Source organism: Flavobacterium sp. (assembly GCF_049590715.1).
In the GTDB taxonomy this organism is placed as follows: Bacteria; Bacteroidota; Bacteroidia; order Flavobacteriales; family Flavobacteriaceae; genus Flavobacterium.
In genome coordinates this window covers 1-11,379 of record NZ_JBAWDL010000183.1, presented here as the reverse complement: position 1 = coordinate 11,379, position 11,379 = coordinate 1, and the positions used below count along the sequence as shown (strand labels likewise).

At 33.3% G+C, this 11,379-nt stretch carries 11 protein-coding genes and 1 pseudogene; 7 read left to right on the top strand and 5 right to left on the bottom strand.

The window, feature by feature from the left end; genetic code table 11:
* Window positions 1–589, bottom strand: a 589-nt coding sequence (locus tag WBQ70_RS08475) for a putative sugar nucleotidyl transferase (protein WP_423912884.1), incomplete at its 3' end; no start/stop codon positions are given.
* 191 nt (window positions 590–780) lie between these two features.
* Window positions 781–1,032: a type B 50S ribosomal protein L31 gene (locus WBQ70_RS08470; RefSeq protein WP_320887947.1), complete on the bottom strand. Its 252-nt coding sequence runs from the start codon at window positions 1,030–1,032 to the stop codon at window positions 781–783.
* A gap of 240 nt (window positions 1,033–1,272) precedes the next feature.
* Here WBQ70_RS08470 and WBQ70_RS08465 point away from each other — a divergent pair, with 240 nt between their 5' ends.
* From WBQ70_RS08465 to WBQ70_RS08445, 5 genes are all read left to right on the top strand, one after another.
* Complete coding sequence (locus WBQ70_RS08465) at window positions 1,273–1,809, top strand: DUF4199 domain-containing protein (protein ID WP_423912880.1); 537 nt, start codon at window positions 1,273–1,275, stop codon at window positions 1,807–1,809.
* Window positions 1,809–2,765, top strand: a complete 957-nt coding sequence (locus WBQ70_RS08460) for a glycosyltransferase family 2 protein (RefSeq protein WP_423912877.1) — start codon at window positions 1,809–1,811, stop codon at window positions 2,763–2,765. The genes WBQ70_RS08465 and WBQ70_RS08460 overlap by 1 nt, the downstream gene beginning before the upstream one ends.
* Before the next feature lie 126 nt (window positions 2,766–2,891).
* Complete coding sequence (locus WBQ70_RS08455) at window positions 2,892–4,619, top strand: phospho-sugar mutase (protein ID WP_423912874.1); 1,728 nt, start codon at window positions 2,892–2,894, stop codon at window positions 4,617–4,619.
* An 86-nt stretch (window positions 4,620–4,705) separates the two neighbouring features.
* The gene (locus WBQ70_RS08450; RefSeq protein WP_423912871.1) at window positions 4,706–6,532 is read left to right on the top strand and encodes an ABC transporter ATP-binding protein; all 1,827 of its coding nucleotides are present in this window, start codon (window positions 4,706–4,708) and stop codon (window positions 6,530–6,532) included.
* 57 nt (window positions 6,533–6,589) lie between these two features.
* Complete coding sequence (locus tag WBQ70_RS08445) at window positions 6,590–7,291, top strand: DUF2971 domain-containing protein (protein WP_423912869.1); 702 nt, start codon at window positions 6,590–6,592, stop codon at window positions 7,289–7,291.
* A 296-nt stretch (window positions 7,292–7,587) separates the two neighbouring features.
* Here the strand turns inward: WBQ70_RS08445 and WBQ70_RS08440 are convergent, their stop codons facing one another.
* Genes WBQ70_RS08440 through WBQ70_RS08430 form a run of 3 tightly spaced genes read right to left on the bottom strand, consistent with a single transcriptional unit; the run spans window position 7,588 to window position 9,093 of the window.
* A complete protein-coding gene (locus tag WBQ70_RS08440) occupies window positions 7,588–8,544 on the bottom strand; it encodes a HipA domain-containing protein (RefSeq protein ID WP_423912867.1) in 957 nt (318 codons plus the stop codon).
* Window positions 8,537–8,869, bottom strand: coding sequence for a HipA N-terminal domain-containing protein (locus tag WBQ70_RS08435; RefSeq protein WP_423912865.1), 333 nt, complete (start codon window positions 8,867–8,869; stop codon window positions 8,537–8,539). The genes WBQ70_RS08440 and WBQ70_RS08435 overlap by 8 nt, the downstream gene beginning before the upstream one ends.
* A complete protein-coding gene (locus tag WBQ70_RS08430; protein ID WP_423912862.1) occupies window positions 8,866–9,093 on the bottom strand; it encodes a helix-turn-helix domain-containing protein in 228 nt (75 codons plus the stop codon). Before WBQ70_RS08430 ends, WBQ70_RS08435 begins: the two co-directional genes overlap by 4 nt.
* A gap of 703 nt (window positions 9,094–9,796) precedes the next feature.
* Here WBQ70_RS08430 and tnpA point away from each other — a divergent pair.
* Window positions 9,797–10,234 (top strand): annotated as a pseudogene (tnpA, locus tag WBQ70_RS08425) (IS200/IS605 family transposase).
* A gap of 592 nt (window positions 10,235–10,826) precedes the next feature.
* The coding region (locus WBQ70_RS08420) for a LytR/AlgR family response regulator transcription factor (RefSeq protein WP_423912860.1) at window positions 10,827–11,379 on the top strand (553 nt) is incomplete at its 3' end.

Here is an 11,379-nt window from a genome sequence, read left to right as displayed (position 1 = left end):
TTATTTCTGAATCCTTACCTATGTATATAGGACCGCTAGAAGCGTTAAGAGTGACGAATTCCAATGTAGCACCTTCTTCAATAAATATATTTTCTGGCGCAATGACATTGACACTTTTAGGAATAGGTTGCGATTTTCTATCTTCTGTTAAGAATTCAAAATCAGCACGTATGGCAGCATCATTTTTTGAGAAAATGTCCCAAGGATTATTTATTGAAAGTATATCGTATTCAAATTCAATAACTTCATAATCATCAAAATCTATTTGTTCTTGATTTTCGCCATAATAAAAAGCAACTACTTCTTCTCCTTTAAAAATAGCTTGATTAACTCCTAAATCACTAATCAATTCCACCAGCTCAAAATTTGGTAAAAAGGAAGCATTAATCATCACGTTCTCCTCTAGTTCTACCATTGGATATTTATCAGACAAATATTCCTCGGTCAGTGTTGTGGTGGTAGATCCTAAATACATTTCCCACTTTTGACGAATAGTTACAATTCCGATTAAAATATCAGCCACGGGACGGGTAAAAGTAAAGGGCAATAGCGCATTTCTAGAAGGACCGTCAAAAAGGATATAGTTCATTTTATAGAGTTACAAAGTTATAAGGAACCAAAGTTACAAAGTTTTTAGTTTAATTATCTCCTGATTTCTGCATTAACTATAAATTGACATCAAAAAATTAGAATGAAAAAAGGCGACCAATAGATCTACTGTGGCCCATAAAAAAAGCCCCGCAAATTGCGAGGCTTCTTATATTATGAAAACAAATTAAATTATTTAATATGTTTAGCGTATTTAGTTTTAAATTTATCAATACGTCCAGCAGTATCGATAAGTTTGTTTTTACCTGTGTAAAAAGGGTGAGAAGTTCTAGAAATCTCCATTTTAACTACTGGATATTCAACACCTTCGTGAATGATTGTTTCTTTAGTATCTGCTGTTGATTTAGTGATAAAAACATCTTCGTTTGACATGTCTTTAAAAGCAACTAATCTGTAATTCTCTGGGTGTACACCTTTTTTCATCTTGTATTTTTTTTATTATTTGGCTATCCTTTGTTTTGAAGCTTTTCGTTTAACCGAAAAGGTATAAACAACGTATAACTTTTTATTTATTAATGTTTTATTTAAGAATGCAAAAGTACACTAATTTTTCGATAAACAAATCATTGATTGAATATTTTTTATTAAATCGTAAAATTACTTTTTTACTCCTTCATAAATGGGGAATTGTTATATTTGCAGATAAAAAAAAACTACAGCCTAATGATCAATGAAGTCATAAAAAAAAACGGAATTACTTATGGTATTATTACAGGAGTCATTTTATCACTCATAACGACCATAATGTATGCCGTTAATCTCGAATTATTCATTGCTTGGTGGACGACACTTTTAAGTTTTTCGATATTTATCATTATCCCGATGTTAGCATTGATAAAGACTAAGACAACATTAAAAAACATTTTTCCATTTAAAGATGCTTTTACCACTTATTTCATTTGTGCTTTGATTGGGCTGTTAATTTCAGTGGGATTCAAAATGATTTTGTTCAATATTATTGATCCATCGGTTAAAGATTCTTTATTAGAATTAACCGTTAATTATTTAAAAAGTACTTCTTCAAAATTTGGCGTTCCAGAAAACTCATTGAACGAAATGATTGAAAATCTAAAAAAGACAGATCCTTTTTCTATTGGAGAACAATTAAAAGGGGCTGTGGTAAGTCTTTTTTTCTGTTCCCTTTTAGGATTAATTATGGCGGCTTTCTTTAAATCAAAACCTACTTCACAAGATAACTAATGAATTTATCTATCCTTATTCCTTTATTAAACGAGGAAGAATCTCTGAAAGAATTATACACTTGGATCATTAAGGTGATGCAAGACAACCAATATACATACGAAGTCATTTTTTTAGATGATGGAAGTACAGATAGTTCTTGGCAACTCATCGAAGGTTTTTCTAACGAAAACCCTAATATCAAAGGGATTCGGTTTATGAAAAACTTTGGTAAATCTCAAGCACTTCATGCTGGTTTTGCAAAAGCTCAAGGCGATGTTATCATTACGATGGATGCGGACTTGCAAGACAGTCCAGACGAAATTCCAGGTTTGTACAATATGATTATCGAAGAAAATTTCGATTTGGTTTCAGGTTGGAAAAAGAAGCGTTATGACTCCGTTGTGGCTAAAAATATTCCTTCAAAATTATTTAACTGGGCAGCACGTAAAACGTCTGGTGTACAATTAAATGATTTTAATTGCGGACTAAAAGCATACAAAAATATCGTAGTCAAAAATGTAGAAGTATCGGGTGAAATGCATCGTTATATTCCTGTTTTGGCTAAAAACGCAGGTTTTGGAAAAATAGGTGAGAAAGTAGTCATTCACCAAGCGAGAAAATATGGTGAAACCAAATTTGGAATGGAGCGTTTTGTAAATGGTTTCTTAGACTTGATTACTATATGGTTTTTATCTAAATTTGGAAAAAGACCCATGCATTTATTTGGAGCCATTGGTTCTATTATGTTTATCATTGGATTTTTATCTGCGGGATATATTGGGGTTTCAAAGTTATATCATATGTACAATGACATGAGATACACCTTAGTAACCAACAATCCATGGTTTTATATCGCCTTAACGACCATGATATTAGGAACACAATTGTTTTTAGCAGGATTTCTAGGTGAAATTATTTTGAGAACCAAAAACAACGAAGAGCGTTATAAAGTAGCTACTATGGTTAATTTATAGCATGTCCTAGCCCCGATAGAAGCGGCATCCTTTTTATTTTTTTTTCAAAAATAAAAAGATATAGCGGATAGCGGGATATAGCTTCTAATAAAAAAATTAAACTAAAACTAAACACATATACTAAAAATGGAAATTAAAGAAAACATTTTAGAGTCTGTAAACGAATGGTTAACTCCGGTCTTTGACGCAGAAACTCAAGAATCTGTAAAAGGATTAATTGCTGGATCTCCAAAAGAATTAGAAGAGAGTTTTTATAAAAATTTGGAATTTGGAACAGGTGGAATGCGCGGTATTATGGGCGTAGGAAACAATCGCATCAACAAATATACGCTTGGAAAAAGCACACAAGGTCTTTCAGATTATTTAAAAAAGGTTTTTCCAAACCAACCTATCAAAGCAACTATTGCGTATGACTGTCGCCATAATAGTGATACGCTTGCAAAAGTTGTTGCTGATGTATTTTCGGCAAACGGGATCGAAGTATATTTATTCTCTTCGTTACGTCCTACTCCTGAGTTGTCATTTGCAGTAAAACATTTGGGTTGCCAATGTGGAATTGTATTGACAGCATCACACAATCCGCCTGAATATAACGGTTATAAAGTGTATTGGGAAGACGGTGGACAAATTGTTCCTCCAGAAGATGGTGCGATTATCAATATGATTGAAAACTTGAATTACGACCAAATTAAATTTGAAGCGAACGAAAGTTTGATTCATTATATAGATACTGAAGTTGACAAAGCTTTTATTGACTCCACAGTTGCAAATGCCAGTTTTAATACTCCAGCTGCAGCCAAAGATGATTTGAACATTGTATTTACTTCACTACACGGCACTTCGATTACAGTAGTACCACAAACATTAGCACAAGCAGGTTACAAAAACGTACATATTGTTGCGGAGCAAGAAAAACCAGACGGAAATTTCCCTACAGTTAAATCTCCAAACCCTGAAGAGCCAGAGGCTTTAGCAATGGCAATTGAATTAGCGAACAAAACCAATGCAGATATTGTGATTGGAACTGATCCTGATTGCGACCGTTTAGGAGTTGCTGTACGTAACAATGATGGCGAAATGGCGTTATTGAACGGAAATCAATCGATGATTTTAATGACTGCGTTTTTACTAGAAAAATGGAAAAACGAAGGAAAAATCAACGGGAAACAATTCATTGGTTCAACAATTGTTTCGACTCCAATGATTATGGAACTGGCAACTGCTTATGATGTAGAATACAAAAGCGGTTTGACAGGTTTTAAATGGATTGCTAAAATGATTAAAGATTTCCCAGAACAAGAATTCATTGGTGGTGGTGAGGAAAGTTTTGGATACATGGTAGGTGATGCTGTTCGTGATAAAGATGCTGTTGCGGCAACTTTATTGATTTGCGAAGTAGCAGCACAGGCTAAGGCCAAAGGAAGCTCAGTTTACAACGAGTTATTACAACACTATGTAGACTTTGGTTTCTATAAAGAGCATTTGATTTCGATTACCAAAAAAGGAATGGAAGGATTAGCTGAAATTAATCAAATGATGGTTGATTTACGCGAAAATCCATTGAAAGAAATCAACGGACAACGTGTAGTAATGGTCGAAGACTATAAAGCATCTACTGCTAAAAACCTTTTGTCAGGTGAAGAAGAAGTATTGACGATGCCTAAAGCAGATGTTTTGATTTACTATACTGAAGACGGTTCTAAAATTTGTGCTAGACCAAGTGGAACAGAGCCAAAAATAAAATTCTACATTAGTGTAAATACAGAATTAGACACAGTTGAAAATTTCACTAAAGTAGAAGCTGAATTGAACGAAAAAATTAAAAATATCATTGCAGGAATGCAGTTGAACTAATTTTAAAATTCGTTATCTTATAATATATCAAAACCCGACTGTTTTTAAATTCAGTCGGGTTTTATTTCTAAAAATACCCGCATCAAATGACTCATTTCAAACAAATATTCTCTTTTATAGTTCCTTATAAAAAATACGCTTATTTGAATATTTTCTTTAATATTTTATACGCCCTTTTTAGTACCCTTTCTTTTATGTCTTTAATTCCGATGATGCAGGTTTTATTTGATCAAACTAAAAGAAACACAACTGAACCCGTTTACACTACAATTTGGGAGTTTAAGAACTATACGGAAAATTATTTGAGTTATTTTATTACTAGTACCACTGAAACTTTTGGTGTAGCACACACTTTGAGTATTATGGTAGCTGTAATTATTGTCATCTTCTTACTAAAAAATTTAAGTGATTATTTGGCAATGTTTTTTATTACCTTTTTACGAAATGGTATTTTGCGTGACATGCGTAATGCGATGTATAAAAAAACAATTGATTTGCCTCTAGCCTTTTTCTCTGAAAAAAGAAAAGGTGATGTCATTTCCCGTATTTCAGCTGATGTGAATGAAGTGCAAACCTCCTTCTTGTCAGTACTTGAATTGATTGTCAAAGAACCCTTAACGATTGTTTTTACCATTATTGCTATGTTGAGCATCAGCGTGAAACTGACTTTATTTGTATTTGTTTTTATTCCTATTTCAGGCTACATTATCTCAGTTATTGGAAAACAATTAAAGAAAAAATCAACGAAAGCTCAACAAGAACAAGGGATTTTTCTCTCAACCATCGAAGAAACCTTAGGCGGACTAAAAGTTGTAAAAGGTTACAATTCCGAAAACTATTTTAATCGTATTTTTCAAGAATCAACACAACGTTTTTTTACTTTATCTAATAGTATTAGCAACCGTCAAAACCTAGCTTCCCCTACAAGTGAATTCATGGGAATTATGGTTATCGCTATTTTGTTGTGGTACGGCGGACATATGGTATTGATTGAAAAGACTTTGAACGGAGCTTCATTCATCGCTTATATGGGATTAGCGTACAACATTCTAACGCCAGCTAAGTCCATCTCTAAAGCGACGTACAACGTCAAAAAAGGAAATGCAGCAGCTGAACGTGTTCTTGAAATTCTTGAACAGGACAATCCAATTACTTCCAAAGAAAATGCAATTACCAAAACATCCTTTGATAGTCAAATTTCTATTAAAAACATCAACTTTAAGTACCAAGACGAAAATGTCCTTTCAGATTTTTCATTAGAGGTTAAAAAAGGACAAACCATTGCCTTAGTAGGACAATCAGGAAGTGGGAAAAGCACCATTGCTAATTTACTAACGCGTTTTTACGATGTAAATGAAGGCAATATAAATATTGACGGCATCAATATCAAAGACCTAAACATTCAGTCTTTACGCGGCTTGATGGGACTGGTTACACAAGATAGTATTCTATTCAATGACACAATTAGAGCAAATATTGCTTTAGGAAAACTAGACGCAACTGATGAAGAGATTATTGAAGCTTTAAAAATTGCTAATGCTTATGAATTTGTAAAAGAATTGCCTTTTGGAATCCATACAAATATTGGCGATAGTGGAAATAAATTATCTGGCGGACAAAAACAGCGTCTTTCGATTGCTCGTGCCGTTTTGAAAAACCCTCCGATTATGATTTTAGATGAAGCAACTTCGGCTTTGGATACTGAAAGCGAGAAATTTGTTCAAGTAGCTCTTGAAAATATGATGCAAAATAGAACTTCAATCGTCATTGCACACCGTTTATCAACCATACAAAAAGCCGATAAAATTATCGTAATGCAAAAAGGAAAAATTGTTGAACAAGGGAGTCATGATGCACTCATCACTCTTAATGGGACTTATAACAAATTGGTAACAATGCAATCTTTTGAATAGTGGATTAAGTTGACTAAATTTGATTGAGGTTTTAATCCCAAACTTTACCTTAAAGAAATGTACATCAACAATCCCAATATAAAATTACCTGCTGAACCTGACACTATTGTTTGGAAATATTTGGACTTATCTAAATTTTTAGATTTATTAATGTCGCGAAAATTATTCATGTCACGTTCTGATAAATTTGAGGATCAATACGAGGGTACTTTTAGCGAACCTACATATGATGAAATTAAAAGATTATCTACAGACAATCCCGACTTCCTCCAATATTATAAAACGCATCGAGAAAAAGTAGCTATTAGTAGTTGGCACATTAATGAATATGAATCTTTTGCGATGTGGCAAATTTTTACTCAAAATAGTGAAGGACTAGCCATTCAGTCCACCGTAGGACGCTTACAAAAGGCGCTTCAGCCGGAATCGAATTACAAACAATATATAGGGGAAGTTAATTATATTGATTACAAGAAAGAATACATCCCATTTGACGATATGTTTTTTCCTTTTTTATTCAAACGAAAAAGTTTTCAATACGAAAGAGAAGTTCGTATTATTACTGACGTCACTCAAAACGACATTATACTAAATGACGGATTAAAAATCAATGTCGCTATTGAAGAATTGATTGAAAAAATCTACATCCACCCCAAATCCGAAAACTGGTATAAAAACCTCGTTATTGAATTACTACAACAACTAGGATTTGATTTTACAATTGAAAAATCAGATTTAAAGAGTGATATTTTGATTTAAATAGGCTCGTAGCTATCTGTCCCGTCCTAAAATAGCGACACACGAAATTATGCTAGTTTGGATAATGATTTAGATGTAATTCTAGATTTGTTTTGAAAAAACATTTTGTTTTGCCAATTTTTGTGGGCACAGGTGAATACCTGCGCTAACAATTGCGGTTATGAATATAAGTTTGCGCGATCGGATTCTAGATTTGTTTTGAAAAACATTTTGTTTTGTCAATCTTTGTAGGTATAGGTTAATACCTGCCTAACAATTGTGATTACGAAATACAAGTTTGTGCGATCGGAGTTTGCTTAATCTGTTTCAAACAATCTATGGTATCTTTCTTCTAGTAGTGTTTTGTATTTTTCTTTGAAATCATCAGAGAGGAATGAATTATCAATCCATTGTTGGGCGATGGGTTTGTTTTTTTGAAAACGGTTTGCGATTCCTTTTAGTTGCTTTTCGTTTAAGCCAAGGCTGATACCTAGTCTTTTAAAATGTTCCCATTTCAATTTTTTATTTTTCCCTTCTAATGTTAGTGCTAGTTCTTCGGTGTCATCTGGGTTTACTATGGCTACGTTTAATAAATCATAGGCTGGTGCCAATGTCCAAGTATCTGCCGAATGAATCATCGAAAAGTTTTTCAAATGCATATCATTGTTGCCTGTTAGGAAACTGAAGATACCCAGTTCTAGAAAGTATACTTTATCGAGTAGGGTGTTGTCTGAATACTCGTCCAGAGCTTTGCCTATTTTCTCCATGGAGCTTTTGTATTTGTCAAAAGCTTCTGTGATTTGGAACATGTCGAGCATGTGAATTTTTTTTCCAGTTTCTGTTCTGTCGATTCGTTTGGTGATATAGGACAGTTCCCCTGACTGCAGTCGGATTAAGCTGGATTGGACGGTATTAATTCCAAAAGCTTCTGCTATTCGCATGGTGAGGTGTTCGTTTTCGGGCATTTCGAGAAATTGTTCGGATGGTGGTTTGAAAATGTAATTCCCACCCAAAGCACCAACTACCGTAAGCCTCCCCTTGGTTCCGTCCTGTATCGTATTGTTTACAATGGATAAGGATAATTTGGGTTGTACTCCAGGAACAGCGACACTTCGTTCTACTACATTTTTGGCCAATTCAACCATTTGCTTTAGTGAATGCTCGAATACTGGCGGTTGCTTGGAACCGAAAAAAGCGAAGCTGCATTGCTCATGAAAATCACCAACGGTGGTATCGTCTAATGATTGGTAACAAAATAAACATTTCTTAGGCATCTTCATTAGGTATTGGTTGAACACTTACTGCACCGATACAATTTTGGCAACAAGCCAAAAGGAGGCCCATGCGGTCGTTTGGATTAATTTTCCAGTTTTTAGAAGCGATATCCAGTAACCATCCTTCAGGAATCAATCCTTCAAAAAACGGGAATAATCGTTTGTCAGTGTATGTTTTGGAACGTACTGGCATCGTCAAACTGATACTTTCTTTAGGATGGGCTGTAATGAAATTGTCATCGTATTGAAAGTGGTATTCCCCTTCATCCGTTTCTGTGAGTGTCCCCGCTAGGAAGTCTTTATAGTAAATGGTTGCTTTTCTCATTTATTCTCCTCTTCATTTTTGGATAGTTCCCTTGCATTGACTGGCGCTAATGTATGTCCAAACATTTTCAGTACTTGGTTTACTTTTTCTAGATTTAGGTTTTCTTTTCCCTGTTCTATTTTTCGAATCACGGTAAGTGCCACTCCAGCACGTTCCGCAAAAGCTTCTTGGGTGAGTTTTACTTCGTTTCTTTTCTCTTTTACGAAATTAGCTAGTGTAATCATAATTATATGCTTATGCAACGATTTTAAACAAATATAGTGAATTATATGTTAAAGCATATAAAAATGTTGTTAAATTAAATTTTATATGTAAAAGCATATAGCTTTGTTGTGCGTTTTATTTTGAATACCAGTTGATATATTATGCTGTTTAAGCCATTTATGTTCAATTGCGCCATATTGTAAGGGTGTGCTTTTTTATGAATATAAATCACCAAATCGCGCAGGTTTGTCTTCGGTAGTTAGCGGAGGTATTCACCTGTGCCCGTAACGGTAAGCAAACATTTTAAGTGAAAAAAGTTGTAGTTGTAAAAAGCTACAACTTTTTTGTTTATTTTTATTTCTGTCTTGAAATAGCGGCACACGAAATTATGCTAGTTTGGATATTGATTTAGATGTAATTCTATTAGATTTGTTTTGAAATAACATTTTGTTATACCAATCTTTGTGGGCACAGGTGAATACCTTCGCTAACAATTGCGGTTATGAAATACAAGTTTGCGCGATCGGGTAAATTTTAGGGCTTGTAAAATCAAAGATAATTTTACATTTTTTAGTATTTAGATCGTAATTTATCATCTGTAGAACATTGTTTGATGCTCTTAACTTTCAAACTTTTTATTAATTTTTATTGGTCCCAAAAATAGTTAAAACTATGTACTTTAGTACATTTCGCTTTTAGCTTCTAAAAATGTACATTTGAGATATGGATTTTCAAAGAGCAAATGGACATACAGTATCAAGATTAACGGTTCATATAGTTTGAGCTACAAAATATAGATATGCAGTTTTGCAAGGAGATATAAAAATGCGTTGTAGAACTATTTTGATACAAATATGTGAAGCTGAAGGAGTTCAGATATTAAAAGGAGTTGTATCTAAAGATCATGTTCATATGCACATTGAATATCGACCGTCTCAAGATGTTAGCACTTTGGTTAAATTAATGAAAGGTCGTTCTTCAAGAAATCTCCAGATTGAATTTCCAGAGCTTAAAAAAAGATATTGGGGACGTCATTTTTGAGCAATAGGTTTTGGGTGTTGGAGTACAGGTAATATTACAGATGAAATGGTAAATCAATATTTGGAACATCATCGAAATCCGAATGAAAGTAATAATGATAACTTCATAATTGAAGACTAGCAACATGCAGACTTTAAGTCTGACAACCAAATCTATAGACTTTAAGTCCATAGTGGTTTAGTTCTAAAAAGACTATATCACAAGATGTTCAGCTAGTGAACTACTTCTTGAACAGGTTGTTGAACAGGTTGTTGAACAGGTTCGGAAGCCTTGTAAATGCTAGCCAAGAGATAAAAATCGGTTACCCTAATTTCGGATAGTTTAGGGTAACCGATTTTATCCTTTTAGGTTCACGTATTAATGAATAATTTGAAGGTGTTGTAAACGAAAAAACCCTTTAAATCATACGATTTAAAGGGTTTTAATTCAATTTGTATTTCTACTGGCGGAGAAAGAGGTTCTTCTCTAAATCGCTTCAAGCCAATGTTTTCAATGCTTAACAAAGCTATGTTTTTCAGGGTACCAACGAGGGTACTAAAACTTTCTTTAATGTTTTGCTTTACAAAGATATAGAAGTTAATGTGATTTTTTAATTATTAAGATAGTATTATAATTATCATGAATAGAAAAATTTATTTACGATAAATTATAATATTCCTACGAATACTAATTTACCCGATGTGATTCTCCTAAAAATTTCTACATTTATCAAATGATTAGAACCATTATAATTGACGATGAATACAATGCTAGAGAGTTTTTAGAAAAGCTCTTAACTCGATATTTTCCTGATAAATTTTTAATTCTCGATAAATGCGAAAGCGTAGATGAAGCAATTGAATCGATAGAAAAATTTAATCCAGAATTAGTTTTTCTAGATGTTCAAATGCCAAACAAAAATGGTTTTCAACTTTTTAAAGAATTGAATAAAGTAAATTTTGAAGTTATTTTCACTACAGCACATTCAGAATTTGCCATTGATGCTATAAAATGTAGTGCATTGGATTATTTGTTAAAACCAATCAATTATATAGATGTATTGGAAACCATTAAAAAATATGATAACAAACAAAACAAGGCTTCTCAAGAAGATAAACTAAGGTTGCTTTTAGAGAATATTGATACGGTAAGCTCCGAGTTTAACAGGATAGCATTACCAACGGAAAACGGATTTGAGTTGCTTAAGACAAACTCCATTCTTTATTGTGAAGCAGATAGTAATTATTGTAAAATTATCTGCTTAGACGGTAGAAATATTGTCTTGT

Coding starts and splice junctions, on each gene's coding strand:
- WBQ70_RS08470 (WP_320887947.1), bottom strand. CDS start 1,032: ATGAAAAAAGGTGTACACCCAGAGAATTACAGATTAGTTGCTTTTAAA.
- WBQ70_RS08465 (WP_423912880.1), top strand. CDS start 1,273: ATGATCAATGAAGTCATAAAAAAAAACGGAATTACTTATGGTATTATT.
- WBQ70_RS08460 (WP_423912877.1), top strand. CDS start 1,809: ATGAATTTATCTATCCTTATTCCTTTATTAAACGAGGAAGAATCTCTG.
- WBQ70_RS08455 (WP_423912874.1), top strand. CDS start 2,892: ATGGAAATTAAAGAAAACATTTTAGAGTCTGTAAACGAATGGTTAACT.
- WBQ70_RS08450 (WP_423912871.1), top strand. CDS start 4,706: ATGACTCATTTCAAACAAATATTCTCTTTTATAGTTCCTTATAAAAAA.
- WBQ70_RS08445 (WP_423912869.1), top strand. CDS start 6,590: ATGTACATCAACAATCCCAATATAAAATTACCTGCTGAACCTGACACT.
- WBQ70_RS08440 (WP_423912867.1), bottom strand. CDS start 8,544: ATGCCTAAGAAATGTTTATTTTGTTACCAATCATTAGACGATACCACC.
- WBQ70_RS08435 (WP_423912865.1), bottom strand. CDS start 8,869: ATGAGAAAAGCAACCATTTACTATAAAGACTTCCTAGCGGGGACACTC.
- WBQ70_RS08430 (WP_423912862.1), bottom strand. CDS start 9,093: ATGATTACACTAGCTAATTTCGTAAAAGAGAAAAGAAACGAAGTAAAA.